The 20,750-nt window shown below is 63.6% G+C and carries 20 protein-coding genes; 15 read left to right on the forward strand and 5 right to left on the reverse strand.

Annotated elements, in window-relative coordinates; all coding sequences use genetic code 11:
• Window positions 1-67: 67 nt before the first annotated feature.
• Window positions 68-1,906, forward strand: coding sequence for a peptidylprolyl isomerase (locus tag CXB49_RS09115; RefSeq protein WP_101708108.1), 1,839 nt, complete (start codon window positions 68-70; stop codon window positions 1,904-1,906).
• Window positions 1,907-1,955: 49 nt separating this feature from the next.
• On the opposite strand, the gene CXB49_RS09120 is transcribed toward CXB49_RS09115, so the two are convergent.
• A complete protein-coding gene (locus tag CXB49_RS09120; protein ID WP_101708109.1) occupies window positions 1,956-2,879 on the reverse strand; it encodes a LysR family transcriptional regulator in 924 nt (307 codons plus the stop codon).
• Window positions 2,880-2,968: 89 nt separating this feature from the next.
• On the opposite strand from CXB49_RS09120, the gene CXB49_RS09125 reads away from it, so the two are divergent.
• The 12 genes from CXB49_RS09125 (at window position 2,969) to narI (ending at window position 17,611) form a co-directional block, all read left to right on the forward strand.
• Window positions 2,969-3,733, forward strand: coding sequence for a TSUP family transporter (locus CXB49_RS09125; protein ID WP_199406811.1), 765 nt, complete (start codon window positions 2,969-2,971; stop codon window positions 3,731-3,733).
• A gap of 69 nt (window positions 3,734-3,802) precedes the next feature.
• Entirely contained in the window at window positions 3,803-4,093 is a 291-nt protein-coding gene (locus CXB49_RS09130) for a helix-hairpin-helix domain-containing protein (protein WP_101708110.1), read from the forward strand.
• The gene (locus CXB49_RS09135; RefSeq protein WP_101708111.1) at window positions 4,081-4,716 is read left to right on the forward strand and encodes a paraquat-inducible protein A; all 636 of its coding nucleotides are present in this window, start codon (window positions 4,081-4,083) and stop codon (window positions 4,714-4,716) included. Before CXB49_RS09130 ends, CXB49_RS09135 begins: the two co-directional genes overlap by 13 nt.
• The gene (locus CXB49_RS09140) at window positions 4,698-5,405 is read left to right on the forward strand and encodes a paraquat-inducible protein A (RefSeq protein WP_233493006.1); all 708 of its coding nucleotides are present in this window, start codon (window positions 4,698-4,700) and stop codon (window positions 5,403-5,405) included. The genes CXB49_RS09135 and CXB49_RS09140 overlap by 19 nt, the downstream gene beginning before the upstream one ends.
• A 51-nt stretch (window positions 5,406-5,456) precedes the next feature.
• A complete protein-coding gene (locus tag CXB49_RS09145) occupies window positions 5,457-7,070 on the forward strand; it encodes an intermembrane transport protein PqiB (protein WP_101708112.1) in 1,614 nt (537 codons plus the stop codon).
• Window positions 7,067-7,660, forward strand: coding sequence for a membrane integrity-associated transporter subunit PqiC (locus CXB49_RS09150; RefSeq protein ID WP_101708113.1), 594 nt, complete (start codon window positions 7,067-7,069; stop codon window positions 7,658-7,660). Before CXB49_RS09145 ends, CXB49_RS09150 begins: the two co-directional genes overlap by 4 nt.
• Window positions 7,661-7,912: 252 nt before the next feature.
• Window positions 7,913-9,184 carry a nitrate/nitrite transporter gene (locus CXB49_RS09155; protein ID WP_101708114.1) on the forward strand — a complete coding sequence of 424 codons (1,272 nt, stop codon included), beginning with the start codon at window positions 7,913-7,915 and terminating at the stop codon, window positions 9,182-9,184.
• 20 nt (window positions 9,185-9,204) lie between these two features.
• Window positions 9,205-10,584, forward strand: a complete 1,380-nt coding sequence (locus CXB49_RS09160) for a NarK family nitrate/nitrite MFS transporter (RefSeq protein ID WP_199406812.1) — start codon at window positions 9,205-9,207, stop codon at window positions 10,582-10,584.
• Between the two features lie 258 nt (window positions 10,585-10,842).
• Window positions 10,843-14,550: a nitrate reductase subunit alpha gene (locus tag CXB49_RS09165; RefSeq protein ID WP_101708116.1), complete on the forward strand. Its 3,708-nt coding sequence runs from the start codon at window positions 10,843-10,845 to the stop codon at window positions 14,548-14,550.
• Window positions 14,547-16,097: a nitrate reductase subunit beta gene (gene narH / locus CXB49_RS09170; RefSeq protein ID WP_101708117.1), complete on the forward strand. Its 1,551-nt coding sequence runs from the start codon at window positions 14,547-14,549 to the stop codon at window positions 16,095-16,097. Before CXB49_RS09165 ends, narH begins: the two co-directional genes overlap by 4 nt.
• Before the next feature lie 10 nt (window positions 16,098-16,107).
• The gene (gene narJ / locus CXB49_RS09175) at window positions 16,108-16,746 is read left to right on the forward strand and encodes a nitrate reductase molybdenum cofactor assembly chaperone (protein ID WP_101708118.1); all 639 of its coding nucleotides are present in this window, start codon (window positions 16,108-16,110) and stop codon (window positions 16,744-16,746) included.
• 178 nt (window positions 16,747-16,924) lie between these two features.
• On the forward strand, window positions 16,925-17,611 hold the full coding sequence (narI, locus tag CXB49_RS09180) for a respiratory nitrate reductase subunit gamma (RefSeq protein WP_101708119.1): 687 nt from the start codon (window positions 16,925-16,927) through the stop codon (window positions 17,609-17,611).
• A 118-nt stretch (window positions 17,612-17,729) separates the two neighbouring features.
• Here the strand turns inward: narI and CXB49_RS23365 are convergent, their stop codons facing one another.
• The 4 genes from CXB49_RS23365 to CXB49_RS23375 all read right to left on the reverse strand — a co-directional run bounded on the left by CXB49_RS23365 (window position 17,730) and on the right by CXB49_RS23375 (window position 19,452).
• The gene (locus CXB49_RS23365; RefSeq protein WP_158300695.1) at window positions 17,730-18,218 is read right to left on the reverse strand and encodes a hypothetical protein; all 489 of its coding nucleotides are present in this window, start codon (window positions 18,216-18,218) and stop codon (window positions 17,730-17,732) included.
• Between the two features lie 60 nt (window positions 18,219-18,278).
• A complete protein-coding gene (locus CXB49_RS24425; protein ID WP_101710662.1) occupies window positions 18,279-18,491 on the reverse strand; it encodes an ankyrin repeat domain-containing protein in 213 nt (70 codons plus the stop codon).
• Complete coding sequence (locus CXB49_RS23370) at window positions 18,475-18,717, reverse strand: hypothetical protein (RefSeq protein WP_158300696.1); 243 nt, start codon at window positions 18,715-18,717, stop codon at window positions 18,475-18,477. The genes CXB49_RS24425 and CXB49_RS23370 overlap by 17 nt, the downstream gene beginning before the upstream one ends.
• Window positions 18,718-18,837: 120 nt before the next feature.
• The gene (locus tag CXB49_RS23375) at window positions 18,838-19,452 is read right to left on the reverse strand and encodes a hypothetical protein (protein WP_158300697.1); all 615 of its coding nucleotides are present in this window, start codon (window positions 19,450-19,452) and stop codon (window positions 18,838-18,840) included.
• 12 nt (window positions 19,453-19,464) lie between these two features.
• On the opposite strand from CXB49_RS23375, the gene CXB49_RS09190 reads away from it, so the two are divergent.
• Window positions 19,465-19,758, forward strand: coding sequence for a transposase (locus tag CXB49_RS09190; protein ID WP_046158739.1), 294 nt, complete (start codon window positions 19,465-19,467; stop codon window positions 19,756-19,758).
• Window positions 19,755-20,624, forward strand: a complete 870-nt coding sequence (locus CXB49_RS09195) for an IS3 family transposase (protein WP_101706526.1) — start codon at window positions 19,755-19,757, stop codon at window positions 20,622-20,624. Before CXB49_RS09190 ends, CXB49_RS09195 begins: the two co-directional genes overlap by 4 nt.
• Window positions 20,625-20,750: the final 126 nt, after the last annotated feature.

The following is a 20,750-nucleotide window of genomic DNA, read 5'->3' on the forward strand; positions in this document are numbered from 1 at the left end:
CGAGAGAAGGTGAACCGGTTCAACGCGTTCACCTTTTTTTTTACAGGGGTGGCTTTAGCCAATCGTCATGTTCGAGTTTGTCCAGAACAACAAAACCGTTATCCAAGTGATCCTGGGCGCTGTGGCCCTGACCTTCGTCGGCTTCGGCGTCAGCAGCTATACCAGCGCGACCGACGATCCCTATCTGGTCAAGGTGGGCGATTCCAAGATCTATAAGCGCGACCTTGATCGCGCGCTGGAAGGGCAGCCCGGCGATCCGGCCACCCGTCAGTCGATGCTGGAAAACATGATCCGGCGCGAACTGCTGCTGGCCGACGCCCGCGCCCACGGCGCGGTGGTCAGCCCGGCGCAGCTGCACAAATTCATCTCCGCGATTCCGCTGTTCCAGCAGGACGGCCAGTTCAGCCAGGAGCGGTATCGCGAATTCCTGAACAACCGTTATCCGTCGGCCGAGGCCTTCGAGGCCGAGGTCGGCCGCGATCTGCTGGTGCAGAGCCAGCTGAGCGGCGTCGCCGGCACCCAGTTCGTCGCCAACACGGTGGTCAACCGCGTCGCCGCGCTGATGGGCGAGGGCCGCGAGTTGCAGACGCTGCTGCTGAAGCCGTCCGACTTCGCCGCCGAGGTGAAGACCGACGACGCCGCGATCAAGGCCTATTACGACGCCAACGCCAAGCGTTTCGTCACGCCGGAGCAGATCAAGCTGGACTACGTGGTGCTGTCGCAGGACGCGCTGGCGCAGAGCGTCAAGATCAGCGACGCCGACGCGCAGAAGTACTATAAGCAGCACAAGGCCGATCTGGCCGGCGAACAGCGCCGCGCCTCGCACATCCTGCTGACGGTGGCCAAGGGCGCCAAGCCGGAGCAGAAGGCCAAGGTCAAGGCCGAGGCCGAGGCCATTCTGAAAGAGGTTCGCGCCAATCCGGCCAAGTTCGCCGAACTGGCCAAGGCCAAGTCGCAGGACCCGGGCTCGGCCGAGAAGGGCGGCGACCTGGGCTTCTTCGGCCACGGCATGATGGTCAAGCCGTTCGACGACGCGGTGTTCAAGCTGAAGCCGGGCCAGATCAGCGATCTGGTGGAGACCGAGTACGGCTTCCACATCATCCGCCTGGACGAGATCAAGGCGCAGGACTTCGCCGAGGTGAAGTCGGCCGTCGTCGACAAGCTGCAGAAGCAGAAGGCCGGCGCGCTGTTCCGCGAGCAGGCCGAGAAGCTGAACGAGGTGTCCTACCAGCAGGCCGATTCGCTGAAGGGCGTCGTCGACGCGCTGAAGCTCGAGGTCAAGCATTCCGGTTGGATCCAGCGCAATCAGCCGTCGCAGGACGAGGTGTTGAGCAACGCCAAGCTGCTGACCGCGGTCTTCGGCGACGACGTGCTGAAGAAGAAGCACAATAGCGAGTCGATCGATATCGGCGGCGGTCGCCTGGTGGTGGCGCGCGTCGCCGAGCATCAACCGGAGCACCAGCAGGCCATCGCCGAAGTGCGCGATCAGATCAAGAGCGAGCTGATCGCCCGCGAAGGCGCGAAGCTGGCCGAGAAGAAGGGCCAGGCGTTGTTGGCCGAGCTGAAGGCGGGCAAGGGCGTGGACGCGCAGAAGTGGAGCGCTTCCGCCACCGTTTCGCGCCGCGCCGCCGCCGGCATGCCGGCCGCCGACGTCCGCGCCGTCTTCGCCGTGCCGGCCGGCAAGCTGCCGGCCTTCGCCGGCGTGCGCCACGATGCCGGCGACTACGCGGTCTATCGCGTCAACAAGGTGATCCCGGCGCCGGCGATCAACGACGCCGACCGCGCGCAACTGGGTGGCCTGTTGGGCGAGATCAGCGCCAACGCGCAGCTGACCGGCTATCTGAAGGCGCTGCGCGAGAAGTATCCGGTCACCGCCGGCAAGCAGTCGCTGAGCGACGCCAACTGATCCGGACCCGTCCGGACGCCAAGCCCCGCCCAGGCGGGGCTTTTTGCATTCAGCGCGGCGGGTAGCGGCCGAAGCCGCGCGAGCCGGCTTCCTGGCGCAGCGCGTCCAGCAGCAGCCTGGCCTTGCGCGGTATCGCGCGGCCGGCGAAAACCGCGTGCATCTGCGGGTCGTCGCCCTGGCTGGAGACGATGCGGTAGTCCGGGCAGAGTCGGACCAGCTCGCCTCGGGCGACCAGCGGCTCGGCCAGCCAGTCGCCGAGCCGGCCGACGCCCATGCCGGCCAGCAGCGCCTCCAGCACGCCGTTGCCGGAGTTGCTGCGGTGCCAGGCGGTGAGGTTCAGGCTGACGGTTTCGTCGCCGCCGACGAAGTTCCACGCCTTCAGCACCCGCGGCGCCGTGTGTATCACCACCCGGTGCTGCGGCAGCTCGCGCGGATGGGTCGGCGCGCCGTGGCGGCCGACATAGGCCGGGCTGGCGTACAGGTGGCGGCGGTAGTCCCACAGCGGCAGGCCGATCAGCTCGCTGGACGCCGGGAAGGCGCCGCGTATCGCGAAATCCAGCTTCTCGCGTATCGGCTCCAGTATCGAATCGCTGTACAGCACTTCGAAGCGCAGGCCGGGGTTGTCGTCGGCCAGCCGCGCCAGCGCTTCGGGCAGCAGACGGCGGCCCAGCGTCTCCGGCGCCGAGAAACGCAGCAGGCCGCGCGGCGCGCCGGCCTGCTGGCTCAACTCCTCCTCGGCCTGCTGCTGCAGGTCCAGCATCTGGCGGGCGACCGGATAATAGGCCTCGCCGGCCATTGTCAGCTCCACCTGCTTGCTGGAGCGGGCCAGCAGCATCGTGCCCAGCTCCTCCTCCAGCGCCTGCAGCGCGCGGGTGGCGCTGCTGGGCGAGGTGCCCAGGCGGCGGGCGGCGGCGACGAAGCTTTTCTGCTCCACCACCGCGCAGAACACCCGTATTCCCCATAGCGGCTTCATGACGACTCCAATATTGCGTATTTCGCAATATTACATTGCAAGCAATCGTTCCAGCCAGAACGTACAATGCGCATGAAGGAGAAATGACGATGTTGTTGAGCTTGAGTTTTCTGTGCGTGATCGCGTTCTTTGCCGGTCTGGTCGACGCCGCCGTCGGCGGCGGCGGTCTGATCCAGATTCCCGGCCTGTTCAGCGCGCTGCCCAATGTGGCGCCGGCCACCGTTTTCGGCACCAACAAGCTGGCGTCGGCCGTCGGCACGCTGTCGGCCGCCCGTTCCTATCTGCGCCGGGTGCGTCTGCCGTGGCGGCTGGTGCTGCCGACGACGGTGGCGGCTTTTGTGTTTTCCTTCGTCGGCGCCCAGGTGGTGTCGCTGATCCCCAAGGGCGTGATCCGGCCGACCGTATTGGTGCTGCTGGTGATCATGGCCGCCTACACCTTGTGGAAGAAGGATTTCGGCAAGCTGCACAAGCCGGTGGAGATAGGCCGCCGCGAAATGGCCATCGGTCTGGCCATAGGCTGCGCGATCGGCTTCTACGACGGCCTGTTCGGTCCCGGCACCGGCAGTTTCCTGATGTTTCTGTTCATCCGCTTCTTCGCCTTCGATTTCCTGCACGCGTCGGCGGCGGCCAAGGTGGTCAACCTGACCACCAATGTGGCGGCGCTGCTGTCGTTCGCGATAGGCGGCCATGTGCTGCTGGCCTACGCCTTGCCGATGGCGGCCGCCAATATGGCCGGGGCCATGGTCGGCACCCGGCTGGCGATGAAGAAGGGCGCCGGCTTCGTCCGCGTGTTGTTCCTGCTGCTGACCAGCGTGCTGATCTGCAAGCTGGGCTGGGACCTGCTGCAAGGCTGACGCCGCTTTGAACTGAGGCGGCCGCTCCTTTATCATGTAGTCTGAATGATTAAGCCACGGCCGCCTTTCATGCATCCATCCCGTTGTCCGGCGCCCGAGCGCGCGCTGGATCTGCTGCAACTGCCCAATGTCGGCGAGCGCACCGCCGCCGACCTGCGGCTGCTGGGCCTGAACCGTCCGGCTGATCTGCGCGGCCGCGATCCCCACCAGCTGTATCTGCAACTGTGCGACGCCACCGGCGAGCGCCAGGACCCCTGCGTGCTCGACGTGCTGATGTCGGTTTGTCATTACATGGATACCGGGGAAGCCCGCAACTGGTGGGGTTTTACAGCGGAGCGCAAGCGCAAATGGACGGTGTGAGCCTGGACGGCGGGCAGCTGACGGCCTGTCATGATTGCGATCTGTTGCTGCGACTGCCTGGGCCGCAGGCCGGGCGCGTGCGGGTGGACTGCCCGCGCTGCGGCGCCCTGTTGTACGAATGCTCGGACAGCGGCCCGGAAGTCGGCGTGGCGCTGCTGGCGGCCGGCGCGGTGACCTTCGTGCTCGCCAACGTCTATCCGGTGCTGACGCTGGAGATCGCCGGCAACCGCAACGCCGCCACGCTATGGCAGACCGCGCTGGCGCTGCATGGCCAGGGCATGCCGGAAGTGGCCTTGCTGGTGCTGTTCACCGGCATCGTGATGCCGGCGCTGGAGTTGGCCAGCATGCTTTATCTGCAGTTGCCGCTGCTGCTGGGCCGCGCGCTGCCCGGCTTTCCGGCGATGATGCGGCTGCGCGGCCAGGCCAGGCCCTGGTGCATGGTGGAGGTCTTCCTGCTGGGGGTGCTGGTTTCGCTGGTGAAGCTGGTCCACCTGGCCAGCGTGGAGCCGGGCATCGGTCTGTGGGCGTTTTTCGGCCTGATCGTGCTGATGGCGGCCAGCGCCAGCCGCTTCCGGCCGCATCAATTATGGGAGCGTTACCAGACATGCCGCGCTACCCGCTGAACAGCGCGGCCTCGCGCAATCTGTGCCTGTGCCACGGTTGCGGGCTGCTGGTGCGGCTGTCGCCGCGCGAGGCCGCTTGCTGCCCGCGTTGCGCGGCCGCCCTGCATCTGCGCCGCCCGGCGGCCTTGCAGTGCTGCTGGGCGCTGCTGCTGGCGGCGATGATCAGCTATTTGCCGGCCAATCTGCTGCCCATCATGGAAACCAGCGCGCTGACCGGCGTGCAGCGCGACACCATCCTCAGCGGCGTGGTCTATTTGTGGAACAATGATTCCTGGCCGCTGGCGCTGGTGGTGTTCACCGCCAGCGTGCTGGTGCCGTTGCTGAAGATACTGGCGCTGCTCTTGCTGCTGTGCAGCGTGCAATGGCGCTGGAGCTGGGCGCCGCGCCAGCGCACGCGGCTGTACCGCTTGATCGAGCTGATCGGCCCGTGGTCGATGCTGGACATTTTCGTGGTGGCGCTGATGGTGGCGCTGGTGCAGTGGCAGTCGCTGGCCAGCATCAAGGCCGGCGCCGGCGCGATAGCGTTCGGCGCGGTGGTGGTGCTGACCATGCTGGCCGCGATGAGTTTCGATCCCAGAATGATCTGGGATCCGATAGAGCCTGTTGACGATCTTTTTCCGGACAGCCCAACCGATCCGGCAGGCCAGAGGCAAGATGGAGGGCTGGGCCTTGGCGACGCAAAGGGCTGAGAAGACGACCGCTGCGGAAAGAGACCGTGAACAGGTTTTCAAAGGAATATGATGAGCAGTGACAAGCGACAAGAACAGGACGATCTGCCGCAGGCGGTGCCGGTGCGCCGCCACCGCTGGGCGCCGTCGCTGGTCTGGCTGATTCCGGCGGTGGCGGCGCTGATAGGCGGCTGGCTGGCGGTGCACGCGATCCTGGCGCGCGGCCCGACCATCACCATCGTCTTTCAGAGCGCCGAGGGCATAGAGGCCGGCAAGACCCGGATCAAGTACAAGGACGTCGACGTCGGCGAGGTGACCTCGGTCAAGCTCAGCCCGGACCGGCACGCCATCGTCGCCACCGCCCAGCTGAGCAAGGAGGCGGACAACTACCTGGTCGCCGACAGCCGTTTCTGGGTGGTCAGGCCGCGGGTGTCCGGCGGCGGCGTGTCCGGCCTGGGCACGGTGCTGTCCGGCTCCTACATCGGCATGGACATCGGCAAGAGCGAGGCGCGCAAGACCGATTTCGTCGGCCTGGAGACGCCGCCCATCATCAATGCCGACCTGCCGGGGCAGACCTTCTTCCTGCGCGCCGACAATCTGGGCTCGTTGAACACCGGCTCGCCGGTGTATTTCCGCCGGGTGCCGGTCGGGCAGGTGGTCGGCTACGAGCTGGATCCGAAAGGCGGCTTCGTCCGCGTCAGCGTCTTCATCAACGCGCCGTACGACCGCTTCGTGTCGGCCAACAGCCGTTTCTGGCACGCCAGCGGCGTCGATGTGTCGCTGGGCGCCAGCGGACTCAATATCAGCACCCAGTCGCTGGCGGCGATCGCGCTCGGCGGCATCGCCTTCGAGACGCCGCTGGCCGACAATGCCGGCGTGCCGTTGTCGGACCGCAATTTCATCCTGCACGGCAGCCGGGACAAGGCGCTGCAGAATCCCGACCGCGAGATGCAGGCGTTCCGGCTGCGCTTTCGCCAGTCGCTGCGCGGCCTGGCCGTCGGCGCGCCGGTGGACTTCCGCGGCATCGTCATCGGCGAGGTCGGCGCCATCGGCGTCGAGTACGTGCCCGAACGGAAGGATTTCGACATGACGGTGGACATCCGAACCTATCCAAGCCGGCTGGACAGCCTGTCGCGCGGCGGCCGCATCTCCGGCAAGCTGTCGCCGCAGACGCTGGTGGCCAACGGCATGCGCGCCCAGCTGCGCTCCGGCAATCTGATCACCGGCCAGCTCTACGTGGCGCTGGACTTCTTCCGCGACGCGCCGCCGGCCAAGCTGGTGGTCAAGGGCGGCGTGCCCGAACTGCCGACGATACCGGGCGATCTGGAAGAGTTGCAGCGCGTGTTGCAGCGCATCGCCAAGAAGCTGGACGCGGTGCCGTTCGACAGCATAGGCAAGGAGGCCGACGCCTCGCTGAAGTCGCTGCACCAGACGCTGGACAGCGTGAAGAAACTGTCCGACGGCCTGAACGGCGACGCGCTGCCGCAGATGCTGAAGACGCTGGACCAACTGCAGCAGACGCTGGAAAGCACCCGGCAGACGATGCGGGCCGATTCGCCGCTGCAGCAGGACGTGCGCTCCGCCGCGCAGGAAGTGAAGGAGACCGCGCGCAGCTTCCGCGCGCTGGCCGATTACCTGGACCGCCATCCCGAGGCGCTGGTGCGTGGCAAGGAGGCGCAGCCATGATGATGAGAACGATGTTCGTCGCGGCGATGGTCGCGGCGCTGACGGGCTGCGCGTCGCCGCAGTCGCGTTTCTACGGACTGGACGCGCCGGCCGCGCCGCAGGCGCCGGCGCAGTTCGGCAAGCGCGTGCTGCTGGGGCCGGTGAGCCTGCCGGCGGCGCTGGAGCGGCCGCAGCTGGTGCTGGACATGGGCAACGGCGAGCTGAAGCTGCGCGAGTTCGATCGCTGGAGCGCGCCGCTGGACCGGCTGCTGGCGCAGCGGCTCAGCCTGGGCGTGGCGCGCGCCAGCGGCGTGGCCAGCGTCTACGCCTATCCTCAGCCGGGCATGGACGGCGGAGAGCTGCGCATCGCCATCGACGTGCGCAGCCTCGGCCTGCGGCCCGGACAGGGCGCAACGCTGGAGGCCGCGTGGCAGTTGCAGAGCGCGGTCGACGGCAAAATACTGGCCCGAGGCGGCTTCAGCCGCAGCCAGCCGGTGGCGGCGAACGATCCCGGCGCGCTGGTGGCCGGTCTGCAGACGCTGTTGGACGCGCTGGCCGCCGATATCGCCGCGCCGCTGCTTCAGCATCCGGAATGGTGGCGGGCCGGCTAAGAGCCTGTTTACGATCTTTTTGCGGCATCGGCGGTTTTCTGCCGGATGCAGGGCGCGGAAAACGGCTCCAAAACGCTGACAGCAAGACTTTGCTCAGGCGCCAGGCCTCCGCCATTGGAAGTAGGCGGCCCCGGCCGGAAGAGTTACGCGGGCTCGTCATTCTGCCGGCCGATAGTCCTTCTGCGGACTAATTTCCGCTCGCGCCGTCGCCGCGTATCGTGGCAGCCATGACCACTCCACCGGTATGGCGCCATGAGCTCTTCCGCATTCCAACGCTACAGCGTGCTGACCAGCAGCACGATGGCCTTCACCGTCTGCTTCATGGTCTGGATGATGTTCGCGGTGCTGGGCATTCCGATCAAGCAGCAGCTGGGCCTCAATGAAACCGAGTTCGGCATCCTGGCGGCGACGCCGGTGCTGAGCGGCTCGCTGTGCCGGGTGCCGCTGGGCATCTGGACCGACCGCTACGGCGGCCGTCCGGTGATGTTCGCGCTGATGCTCAGCTGCGTGATCCCCATCTTCCTGATGCAGTTCGCCGGCGCTTACTGGCAGTTTCTGCTGGCCGGGCTCTTCGTCGGCCTGGCCGGCGGTTCGTTCTCGGTCGGCACGCCTTATGTGGCGCGCTGGTTCCGCAAGGAGCAGCAGGGGCTGGCCATGGGCGTCTTCGGCGCCGGCAATGCCGGCGCGGCGCTGACCAAGCTGGCGGTGCCGGCGCTGATCGTCGCCTGGGGCTGGCAGAGCGTGCCCACCGCCTACGCGCTGATCATGCTGGCCGCCGCCGTGCTGTTCTGGCTGTTCTCCTTCAGCGATCCGGCGCACAAGGCGCCGGCCACCGTCACCCTGCGCCAGCAACTGGCGCTGATGAGGCATCCGGCGGTGCTGCGCTACTGCCAGTACTACTCGGTGGTGTTCGGCGGCTATGTGGCGCTGGCGCTGTGGATGACCAAGTACTACGTCGGCGAGTACGGACTGGACTTGAAGCACGCGGCCTTGCTGGCGGCCTGCTTTTCCCTGCCGGGCGGCGCGCTGCGCGCGGCCGGCGGCTATCTGTCCGACCGTTTCGGCCCGCACGCGGTCACCTGGGCGGTGATGTGGGTGTGCTGGGTGGCCTTCTTTCTGCTGTCCTATCCGCAGACCGAGATGCGCGTCGCCACCGTGAACGGGCCAATGAGCCTGCATATCGGCCTCGACGTCTACCTGTTCACCGGCCTGTTGTTCGTGGTCGGCGTGGCGATGGCGATAGACAAGGCCTCGGTGTTCAAGTTCATCGCCGACGAGTTTCCCGATTCCATCGGCGCGGTATCCGGCGTGGTGGGCCTGTCCGGCGGCCTGGGCGGCTTCCTGCTGCCTATCTTGTTCGGCGTGCTGCTGGATCTGACCGGCATACGATCCAGCGCCTTCATGCTGCTGTACGGCACGGTGTGCGTCAGCCTGGTGTGGATGCATTTTTCCTTCAAGTCGGCGGCCGGGGCACGCGTGGCCGAATCCGCCGATTCCATTCCCTTGACCAAGGCGCGCGGCTGAGCGCGGCGCGGGAGACATTGATGACTTATCTGATCAAACACTGGGAGCCGGAGTCGGCTCCATTCTGGCGGGAGCGGGGCCGTTCGGTGGCGCGGCGCAATCTGTGGATCTCGATTCCGGCGCTGACGCTGGCCTTCGCGATCTGGCAGGTCTGGAGCGTGGCGGTGCTCAATATGCCGAATATCGGCTTCGGCTACAGCCAGAACCAGCTGTTCTGGCTGGCGGCGTTGCCGGCCTTGTCCGGCGCGACGCTGCGTATTTTCTATTCCTTCATGGTGCCGGTGTTCGGCGGCCGCAAATGGACGGCGATTTCCACCACCAGCCTGCTGGTTCCGGCCGTGGGCATCGGATTCGCGGTGCAGGACCCCAGCACCAGCTATGTGACCATGGTGGTGCTGGCGCTGTTGTGCGGCTTCGGCGGCGGCAATTTCAGCTCCAGCATGGCCAATATCAGCTTCTTTTTCCCGAAGGCTGAGAAGGGCACCGCGCTGGGCCTGAATGCCGGCCTGGGCAATCTGGGCGTATCCATCGTGCAGTTCGTCGTGCCCATCGTCATCACCATGGGCCTGTTCGGCCAGTTGGGCGGCGATCCGCAGCATTGGGCGAAAGGCGCGCTGTCCAAGCAGATGTGGTTGCAGAACGCCGGCTTCGTCTGGGTGCCGTTCATCCTGCTGTCTTCGCTGGCGGCCTGGTTCGGCATGAACGACCTGGCTTCGGCCAAGTCCTCGTTCTCCGAGCAGGCGGTGATCTTCACCCGCAAGCATAACTGGCTGATGTGCTGGCTCTATGTCGGGACTTTCGGCTCCTTCATCGGCTTCTCCGCCGGCTTTCCGCTGCTGGTCAAAGGCCAGTTCCCCGATATCGACCCCACCCGCTACGCCTTCATCGGACCCTTCGTCGGCGCGCTGGCCCGTCCGCTGGGCGGCTGGCTGGCCGACAAGATAGGCGGCGCCAAGGTGACGCAGACCGCGTTCGCGCTGATGGCGCTGGCCGTGCTCGGCGTGATCTTCTTTCTGCCGCACGGCGGCCAGGGCGGCAGCTTCTCCGGCTTCTTCGCGATGTTCCTGTGCCTGTTCGCGCTGACCGGCATCGGCAACGGCTCCACCTTCATGCAGGTGCCGGCCATCTTCCTGACGCTGCACCAGCGTCTGGCCGGGCCGGGCGAGGCGGCGCAGCGGCAGGCGACGCAGGACGCCACCCGCGAGGCGGCGGCGGTGCTGGGCTTCACCAGCGCGATCGGCGCCTACGGCGGCTTCTTCATCCCGAAGAGCTACGGCACTTCTATCGCGATGACCGGCGGCGTGGAGGCGGCGTTGTACGTGTTCATCGCCTTCTATCTGAGTTGCCTGGCGATCAACGGCTGGTATTACGCGCGCAAGAAGGCTGAGGTGCCTTGTTGAGCGGGGGCGAAGTCCGCGGCTTGCGGGGTGGATGAGATGAAGAGGCGCCTTTGGGCGCCTTTTTCATATCGGTTTTTCGTTTTACTACGAACTACTACTTAAGGCTTAGCTAGCCCCCTCCATATGCAGGCATTGCTCTCTGCTACTGGCCGATTGGACAGTTTTTCGATCAAAGATAGGCTAAGGACTATCGCAACCAGTATCAGCTGCCGGACGGCGGCGACGCGGGGCAGGGTTCCCGGCGTGCATGGAGGCAAGATGAGCCATTTTCTCGACAGACTGAATTTCCTGGGCAAGGTCAAGAGCACCTTCGCCGACGGCCACGGCGCGGTGGTGAACGAAGACCGCGGCTGGGAGGACGCCTACCGCCAGCGCTGGCAGCACGACAAGATCGTCCGCTCCACCCACGGCGTCAACTGCACCGGCTCCTGCAGCTGGAAGGTGTATGTGAAGAACGGCCTGATCACCTGGGAAACCCAGCAGACCGACTACCCGCGCACCCGTCCCGACCTGCCCAACCACGAACCGCGCGGCTGTCCGCGCGGCGCGTCCTATAGCTGGTACGTGTATTCCGCCCAGCGCGTCAAATATCCGATGCTGCGCGGCGAGCTGGCCCGGCTGTGGCGCGACGCCCGCCAGAGCTTGAGCCCGGTCGAGGCCTGGGAAAAGATCAGCCAGACGCCCGAGCTCGCCGGTCAGTACAAGTCCGCGCGCGGCCAGGGCGGTTTCGTGCGCGCCAGCTGGGACGAGGCCAACGAGATCGTCGCGGCGGCCAACGCCTTCACCATCAAGAAGTTCGGCCCGGACCGGGTGGTGGGCTTTTCGCCGATTCCGGCGATGTCCATGGTGTCCTACGCCGCCGGCAGCCGCTATCTCAGTCTGATCGGCGGCGTGCCGCTGTCGTTCTATGACTGGTATTGCGACCTGCCGCCGGCCAGCCCGCAGACCTGGGGCGAGCAGACCGACGTCGCCGAATCGGCCGACTGGTACAACTCGACCTATCTGATGGTGTGGGGCTCCAACGTGCCGATGACCCGCACGCCGGACGCCCACTTCTACACCGAGGTGCGCTACAAGGGCACCAAGACGGTGGCGGTGTCCAGCGACTTCGGCGAAATGGCCAAGTTCGGCGACATCTGGCTGGCGCCCAAACAGGGCACCGACGCCGCGCTGGCGATGGCGATGGGCCATGTGATCTTCAAGGAATTCCATCTCGACCGGCCGTCCGGCTACTTCACCGACTATATCCGCCGCTACACCGATATGCCGATGCTGGTGACGCTCAAATACGACGGCGAGCGCTGGCTGCCGGACTATTTCCTGCGCGCCTCCCACCTTGACGGCCAGCTGGGCGAGAACAACAACCCGGAGTGGAAGACGCTGCTGATCGACGAGGCCAGCGGCGACATCGTCGCACCGAATGGCGCCATCGGCTTCCGCTGGGGCCAGGCCGACGGCGAGGCCGGCAAGTGGAACCTGGAGCAGAAGGCCCAGGGCGAGCGCGAGGTGTCCGGCCAGCTGTCGCTGATAGACGATCGCGACGAGGTGGTCGGCGTCGGCTTCCCTTACTTCGGCGCCGAGCACGATGAGTTGCTGACCCGCAACGTGCCGGTGAAGAAGATCAAGCTGGCGGACGGCGGCGAGGCGCTGGTGGCCACGGTGTTCGACCTGATGGCGGCCAACTACGGCCTGGACCGCGGTCTGGGCGGCGGCAACGTCGCCATCGACTACATGGACGACGCGCCGTACACGCCGGCCTGGCAGCAAAAGCACACCGGCGTGAAGCCGGAGCTGGTGATACAGGTGGCGCGCGAGTTCGCGCAGAACGCCGATCAGACCCGCGGCAAATCGATGGTCATCGTCGGCGCGGCGCTGAACCACTGGTACCACATGGACATGACCTACCGCGGCATCATCAATATGTTGATGCTGTGCGGCTGCATCGGCCAGTCCGGCGGCGGCTGGTGCCATTACGTCGGCCAGGAAAAGCTGCGCCCGCAGACCGGCTGGGCGCCGCTGGCCTTCGCCGGCGACTGGGTCCGTCCGGCGCGGCAGATGAACGGCACCAGCTTCTTCTACGCCCATACCAGCCAGTGGCGGCATGAAAAGCTGGGCGTCGGCGAGATCCTGTGCCCGACCGCCGACGGCGAGATGGCCGGCATGGCGCTGATCGATTACAACGCCAAGGCCGAACGGATGGGCTGGCTGCCGTCGGCGCCGCAGTTGTCGACGAATCCGCTGGACGTCGTCCGCGCAGCCGAGGCGGCCGGCCAGAGTCCGGTCGACTACGCCGTGCGGGGCTTGAAGAACGGCGAGCTGGACCTGGCTTGCAACGACCCGGACAACCCGCAGAACTTCCCGCGAAACATGTTCGTCTGGCGCTCCAACATCCTGGGCAGCTCCGGCAAGGGCCACGAGTACTTCCTCAAATACCTGCTGGGCACCCAGAACGCGGTGCTGGGCTCGGAGGACGATTGCATCAAGCCGTCCGAGATCACCGTGCGTCCGGCCGCCGAGGGCAAGCTGGACCTGATGGTGGTGCTGGATTTCCGCATGTCCACCACCTGTCTGTACGGCGACATCGTGCTGCCCACCGCCACCTGGTACGAGAAGGACGACCTGAACACCTCGGACATGCACCCCTTCATCCACCCGCTGTCCGAGGCGGTGCAGCCCTTGTGGCAGGCCAGGAGCGACTGGGAGATCTACAAGGGTTTCGCCAAGAGCCTGTCCGAGATCGGCAAGGACTATCTGGGCGTGCAAAAAGACCTGGTGCTGACGCCGCTGATGCACGACAGCCCGCAGGAGTTGGGCCAGCCTTTCGATCCCAAGGATTGGAAAAAGGGCGAGTGCGAGCCGGTGCCGGGCAAGACCATGCCGGCGATGACGGTGGTGGAGCGCGACTACGGCGCGATCTACGACAAGTTCACCACCATCGGCCCGCTGCTGGAAAAGGCAGGGAACGGCGGCAAGGGCATAGGCTGGAAGACGGCGCACGAGGTGGACATTCTGCGCGGCCTGAACCAGGTGGCGCAATCCGGCGCCGGCAAGGGCCAACCCCGGCTTGAGACCGCCATCGACGCCGCGGAGATGATTTTGACGCTGGCGCCGGAGACCAACGGCCATGTGGCGGTGAAAGCCTGGGACGCGCTGTCCAAGATCACCGGCCGCGACCATACACACCTTGCCCGTCCGCGCGAGCATGACACCATTCGATTTAGAGATGTGCAGGCGCAGCCGCGCAAGATCATTTCCTCGCCGACCTGGTCCGGTCTGGAGAGCGAGGAAGTCAGCTACAACGCGGGTTACACCAATGTCCACGAGTTGATCCCGTGGCGCACGCTGACCGGCCGCCAGCAGTTCTACCAGGATCACCAGTGGATGCGGGCCTTCGGCGAGGGATTGTGTGTGTATAAGCCGGCGGTCGATTTGAAGACCACGCAGGCGGTGCTGGGCAAGCATGGCAACGGCAATCACGAGCTGGTGCTGAACTTCATCACCCCGCACCAGAAATGGGGCATACACAGCACCTATTCCGACAATCTGCGCATGCTGACGCTGAGCCGTGGCGGCCCCCACGTCTGGCTGTCCGAGATCGACGCCGCCAAGGCCGGCATCGCCGACAACGACTGGATCGAGGTATTCAACGTCAACGGCACGCTGACCGCCCGCGCGGTGGTGTCGCAGCGGGTGCCGGAAGGCATGACGCTGATGTACCACGCCCAGGAGAAGATCATCAACGTGCCGGGCGCCGAGGTATCCGGCAAGCGCGGCGGCATCCACAACTCGGTGACCCGGACCGTGACCAAGCCCACCCACATGATAGGCGGTTACGCCCAGCTGTCCTGGGGCTTCAACTACTACGGCACGGTGGGCGCCAACCGCGACGAATTCGTCGTGGTGCGCAAGATGGACAAAGTCGACTGGATGGACGAGACGGCTCCGTCCGCGGGAGAGAAGCAATGAAGATACGCGCGCAAATCGGCATGGTGCTGAACCTGGACAAGTGCATCGGCTGCCACACCTGTTCGGTCACCTGCAAGAACGTCTGGACCAGCCGCGACGGCATCGAGTACGCCTGGTTCAACAATGTGGAGACCAAGCCCGGCATCGGCTACCCGAAGGACTGGGAAAACCAGGAAAAATGGCAGGGCGGCTGGAAGCGCCGCGCCGACGGCAAGCTGGAGCCGCGCCAGGGCGGCAAGCTGAGGATCTTGGCCAATATCTTCGCCAATCCCAATCTGCCGGCGATAGACGACTACTACGAGCCGTTCACCTACGACTACGAGCATCTGCAGAACGCACCGCGGATGCGGACGCCGCCGACCGCGCGCCCGGTGTCGGTGCTGACCGGCAAGAAGATGGACAAGATCGAATGGGGCCCGAACTGGGAGGACGACCTGGGCGGCGAATTCTCCAAGCGCGCCAAGGACGCCTTGTTCGAAGGCATCCAGAAGGAGATGTACTCGGCCTTCGAGAACACCTTCATGATGTATCTGCCGCGGCTGTGCGAGCACTGCCTGAACCCGGCCTGCGTCGCCTCCTGCCCATCCGGCTCCATCTACAAGCGCGAAGACGACGGCATCGTGCTGATCGACCAGGACAAGTGCCGCGGCTGGCGGATGTGCGTGTCCGGCTGTCCGTACAAGAAGATCTATTACAACTGGACGTCAGGCAAGGCCGAGAAGTGCATCTTCTGCTATCCGCGCATCGAATCCGGCCAGCCCACCGTCTGTTCCGAAACCTGCGTCGGCCGCATCCGCTACCTGGGCGTGCTGTTGTACGACGCCGACAAGATCGAGGAGGCGGCGGCGGTCGAGGACCCGCAGGATCTGTACCAGTCGCAGCTGGACCTGTTTCTGGACCCGAATGATCCGGTCATCGCCGCCGAGGCGCTGAAGCAGGGCATCCCGCAAAGCTGGCTGGACGCCGCGCGGCGCTCGCCGGTGTACAAGATGGCGATGGAGTGGAAAGTGGCCTTCCCGCTGCACCCGGAATACCGGACCCTGCCTATGGTGTGGTACATCCCGCCGCTGTCGCCGATCCAGAGCGCGATGGAAAGCGGCCTGATAGGCGAGGGCGGGATCATTCCGGACGTGCAGAGCCTGCGGATACCGATCAAGTATCTGGCCAATCTGCTGACGGCCGGCAAGGAAGAGCCGGTAGTCAAGGCGCTGGAGACCATGGTGGCGATGCGCCGTTACATGCGCAAGAAGAGCGTGGAAAAGGTCAGCGACGCGTCGACCCTGGCCGGCACCCACCTGACCGCAAGCCAGGTGGAGGAAATGTACCAGGTGATGGCCATCGCCAATTACGAGGACCGCTTCGTGATTCCGTCCAGCCACAAGGAAATGGTGGAGAACGCCTTCGAGGACAAGGCCAGTTGCGGCTTCAGCTTCGGCAACGGCTGCTCCGGCGGCGACTCCGAGGCCAGCCTGTTCGGCAAGAAGAAGGCCACGCCCATCGTATTCCACGACATGCGGCGCGACCGCAAGTCCAACGCCGGCAACTGAGGAGAGCATCATGCGCATCCACGCCATTCTGTCCGCGCTCTTGTGCTACCCGGAGGCCGAGTTGGTCGTCGCGGCGGACGAGATCCGCGCCGAGGCGGCCGAGCACCTGCAAACCGCCAGCCTGCTGGAACCGTTGTTGCAGGCGCTGGAGAACGACGAGTTGATCGAGTCGCAGCAGCGCTACGTGCTGACTTTCGACCGCAACCCGTCGCACTCGCTGCATCTGTTCGAGCACATCCACGGCGAGGACCGCGCCCGCGGCCAGGCGATGGTGGACCTGCTGGAGGAATACCGCCGGCATGGTTTCGAGCCGGTCTGCAACGAGCTGCCGGACTACCTGCCGCTGTTCCTGGAGTTCCTGGGGCAGTGCGACAAGGCCGAGTCCGAGCGGCTGCTGAGCGACGCGGTGCATGTGATCGGCCATGTGGCCGGCAAGCTGAACGAGGCCGGCTCGGTGTACGCCGGCCTGTTCGACGCGCTGCTGACCTTGTCGCCGGTCAGGCCCGAGCCGCTGAAAGCGCCGCCGATCCGCGACATGGACGAGATGCTGGAAACCTTCGGTCCCGGCGCCGATGGCGTGGAGCCCTTGTTGCGCCCGGCGCCGCCGGCGATCGCCCCGGTCAATTTCTATCCGCGCGGCGCGCGCTAGCGTCCGGGCCGCCCTCTCTGCTTGCGGGCAAAGGGCAGGGAGAGCGGATGGGCCAGGCCGAAGGCTTGCGACCGGGGCCAAGGCCGCCATGTAGAACCTAAATCTCCCTCTCCCCTCGCGGGAGAGGGTCGGGGAGAGGGGGCGATGCCGCCCGCCCTCCGCCATGCAGGAGAAAACCATGAGCTACCTTCATCAATTTGTATTCGGCATCTACCCCTATATCGCGCTGTCCATCTTCCTGCTGGGTAGCCTGATCCGCTTCGAGCGCGAGCAGTACGGCTGGAAGAGCGAGTCGTCGCAACTGCTGTACCGCGGCCAGCTGCGCCTGGGCAGCATCTTGTTCCACCTTGGCATCATCGGCCTGTTCTTCGGCCATCTGGCCGGCCTCTTGACGCCGCTGGCGGTGTGGGACGCGCTGGGTGTGACGCACAGCTTCAAGCAGCTGTTCGCGATGAGCGCCGGCGGCCTGATGGGCGGCCTGTGCCTGATCGGCATCGTGCTGCTGTTGCATCGCCGCTTCATGTGCGACCGCCTGGCCGCCAACACCACCTGGCGCGACAAGCTGGTACTGCTGTGGATACTGGCCACGCTGTTGCTGGGCCTGTCCACCATCTTCGTGTCGGCCCGGCATCTGGACGGTCACGAAATGGTGCTGCTGATGAGCTGGGCGCAGCACATCGTCACCTTCCGCGGCGACGCGGCGGACTTCATCGTCTCCGCCTCGCCGGTGTTCAAGCTGCATCTGTTCATGGGCATGAGCCTGTTCGTGATCTTCCCGTTCACCCGGCTGGTGCACGTGTGGAGCGGCTTCGGCGCCGTGACCTATCTGGGACGCGCCTGGCAGCTGGTGCGCCCGCGCGGCTGAACGCTTCGGAATGAAAAACGCCGCGCTTCCTGAGAGGGAGCGCGGCGCTTTTTGGGTGGAGAGATCATGACGCGGGTTGGCCTGTCAGGTCATGTACATGGTCATGTTGACTGAAAGGTTAATCATGGAGTTGCTTAGAAACGAGCATTTCTAGTACGGATTCAGAATAGTTAACTCCACCACCTTGGGAGGGTTGCTTTTTTAGCTCATCCAAGACATATGCAATAACGACTTTGGCGCCTGGGCGAAATAGTTTTCGATCAGTTTTTTCATGCGTGTAAATTGATTCAAGTACAACAGAGCCGTCTTCAAGCTTTAGATTGAAGCTATTGGTTTGATCTCCCCATCGTGCATCTTGACCGGAAAACACTATTTCTAGAATCACACCTGTGACCGTTTTCACAGTCAGCCTTCCCGATCGAATGCTCTCCCACCACTGGTCAGAACCCCAAAGACCATGCGTTCCCTTGAGACCAAGAAATGGTTTGCTGGTATTAAGCGTCATCTCTTGAACCGCTTTTACATAGTCTGGCTTCCTTTTGAGCGCCCCAGCCAAGTCATAGACGCGCTTCATTGGTTCTTGAAAGGTGGTAAGGTCAAAGTGCATAAGTGATCCACTGATATGGGTCTTGAGGTGAGGGAATAGCTGTGGCTACCAAAACTTCCATCAACGCCGCTCGGGCTGCGAAATGGTGGCTGTTTCTAGAAGGGTAGCAATCATTTCGTACCCTTGTTGCCTCGCGAGATCGGCCGCGGATTTTTCGGAGGAGGTTCTAATTGTAGTATCCGCGCCATTCCCAAGAAGAAGCTTAACGTTCCCGGCGCATCCATTTTCTGCCGCACCGTGAAGGGTGGTGTATCCATCACCATTGGATTCGATTTACGTGATCGCCAGCAGCTATAGCCTGTTTCAAGTGAGCGACAGCGTCAGGCCTTTGAATTGTAGACCAGTACTGAAGCATGCTCATTGGGATTGCATCCAGGAAGATGGATGCAATTGGGATGGGCTGGCCAGTATTCGTTTCTTTCACAAGCCCTATTGCCAAGTTATTCTGCTCCAGTGCGGAACGTTCTTGTGCTGTCAGGTCGAGATTGCGATCTGTCATGATGATTCCATACTGTGGTAAGCGTTGGGCTTAGTAAGCTTAGCCCAACTTACAGCCCTGCGGCAGATGATCAGTGCAGCCGATTGCCTGCCCTCTGGATTGAATAGTTAGACTGCGTGCTCATTTTTGGTTCGTCATCATCTGGCGAAGAGCACTCTTGAGTCGTTCAATAGCCTTTGGGTTAGCCATTTCGGACAATGGGCGTTTGATATCTGCATATGGAATGGTTTTTCCATTAAGCATTGTCAAGTTACCATCCTTATAGGGCGCGATCGATGAGCCGCAATGTGTGTTAAATATGAATCCACTCCCATGGCTACCCCTTGATCCGTAGTTCTCAGGAATGACGAACCACTCACTATTAATCGGGAATTGAATGCCGTTTGCACTATCAAATGCTACGGACACATCCTGTATTTTTTCTTCAGGTATTCCTAACGCTTCGCCTGCCACTAATTGAAATTCGAAAAGAGCTTCTGTAACCTTAAATAACACTTGGCAAGATGCAGTTTCTGTCGAGCAGTCACTCTTGAGTACTATTCCTAAAAATGGAAACTTGCTATTACCATTCAGATCAATTGGGTCACTAAAGAAACCTGAAAGTGATTGGTTTGAATTCTGTAGTAATGATATTTCAGAGCACTTAACTGCGGAGGAAGCGTTGGTGAAGGATGATGCAATCTGGTCTGTCCCATTCCCCGTGGACACTAACTTAAGGTGGATAATCCCCACCAAGGAGCAGTGTTCATGACCAAGACCAGACGTACTTTCCCGGAGGCCCTCAAGCGCGAAGCGGTTGAGCAGGTACTTGCCGGCACCCCGTTACGGCATGTTGCCCAAGCCTTCGACATTACCGAGTCGCTGCTGGGCAAGTGGAAGCGTCAGCTCCAAGACGCCGGACCAGATGCCTTCCCTGGCCGAGGCAAACAGACCGGTGAAGCCGCCGAGCTCAAGCGACTGCGGGATGAGCTGGCCCGCGTTACCATGGAGCGCGATGTCCTAAAAAAGGCGCTTGCCATCTTCTCGCAACCCACGAAGTGAAATTCCGCGCGATTCACGCTCTGTCGGGCCGCTACCCGGTAGCCCCGATGTGCCAACTGTTTCGTGTGTCCCGCAGTGGCTACTATGCGTGGCTACACCGCCCACCTTCGGCGCGAGAGATGGCGAACCGACAACTACTGCGCGAAATCCGGCTGGTGCATGCCGAGGTCAACGGTATTTATGGCCATCGGCGTATCCATGCCGAACTTCTTGCACAGGGCTTCGTCTGCGGGCGACATCGCATCGCGGACTTGATGCGGCGAAACGGTATCAGGGTTAGAGCGCGTAAACGTTGGAGACCCGCGAGCGGTGGTCAACACCTTCTACCCGTGGCGCCCAATTTGCTGCAGCGACACTTTGCTGCTGGCGGCGACATCAATCAGCGCTGGGTGTCGGACATGACCTATATCCGAACCGGTGAAGGGTGGCTGTACTTGGCGGTGGTACTCGACCTGTACTCCCGGGCGATAGTGGGCTGGGCCATGCATCATCGAATGCAGCAAGAACTGGTGCATGCTGCCCTGACGATGGCAGTGGCGCGTCGCCAGCCTTCAGGAGAGGTAATTCTGCATTCGGACCGCGGGAGTCAGTACTGTGCCTTTGACTACCAGGCGTTGCTGAAGCGGCATGGGATAGTACCGAGCCACTCCCGCGCCGGGAACTGCTGGGATAATGCAGCGATGGAGAGCTTCTTCCGTTCACTGAAATCGGAACGTGTTTATCTGACCCACTACCGGAGCTACGAGGAGGCGCGTACAGATGTGTTTGATTACATCCGTTTTTACAATCACCAACGACGTCATTCGACCCTGGGGTATCTGACCCCGGTTGAGTTCGAACGCCGCCGCTCAGAGCTTAGCGCTTAACCCTCTGTCCATGGGGAGTGGGACAGACCAATCATCAGCAATAAAACTGTACATTTTTTTGAGATTTTCATTATGGGGGGCTCCATCGGCAGTCTAACTTGTAATTTAGTCACCAAAAATATCGCG

Origin of the sequence: Chromobacterium sp. ATCC 53434 (assembly GCF_002848345.1) — a bacterium.
GTDB lineage: Bacteria > Pseudomonadota > Gammaproteobacteria > Burkholderiales > Chromobacteriaceae > Chromobacterium.